The following is a 605-nucleotide window of genomic DNA, read 5'->3' as shown; positions in this document are numbered from 1 at the left end:
CCACGCCGACGGCCAGATAGGCGACCTTGGAGGTGACCACGCCCTTGTCCTTGACCCGCAGCCGCAGGCCGTCGACATAGAGGATCGGGTATACCTCGTCCAGGGGCCGGGATTGCCACAGCGCGATCTCGTCGGTCACCACTTCGGTCACGTTGGAGATCAATTCCCGCGACACGCTCACGTCATACACTTCACGCAAATGGGATTCGATGTCCCGGGTGGTCATGCCGCGCGAATACAGCGACAGGATCGCCTCGTCGATATTGCCCAGCCTGCGTGCGCGTTTCGGCACGATCGCCGGTTCGAACGAGCCGTTCCGGTCGCGCGGCACCGCCAGTTCGACCGGGCCGTTCGAGGTCGACACGGTTTTCGGGGACCTGCCGTTCCGGGAATTCCCGGACCCGTTCCCGGCGGGGTCTCCTTTCTCGTATCCGAGATGATGGGTCATTTCGGCGTCCAGTGCTCGTTCGAGCACCGCCTTGGTCATCTCGTTCAGCAATTCCTGCGCACCCAGCGCGCCACCGTTCTCGTACGCTTCTTTCACCAACGCGTCAAGCGTTTCCGGCGGCAGCACGCGAGCGAGTGCCTCGCCGGCCTCGGGACCC

The 605-nt window shown here is 64.1% G+C and carries 1 protein-coding gene; it reads right to left on the bottom strand.

Features of this window, described 5'->3' with window-relative positions; genetic code table 11:
- The coding region (locus ACFTOW_RS02010) for an IS256 family transposase (protein WP_379912554.1) at positions 1 to 574 on the bottom strand (574 nt) is incomplete at its 3' end.
- Positions 575 to 605 lie beyond the last annotated feature (31 nt).

Source organism: Lacimonas salitolerans, from assembly GCF_042677865.1.
GTDB lineage: Bacteria > Pseudomonadota > Alphaproteobacteria > Rhodobacterales > Rhodobacteraceae > Lutimaribacter > Lutimaribacter salitolerans.
This window is presented reverse-complemented; position numbering and strand designations above follow the sequence as displayed.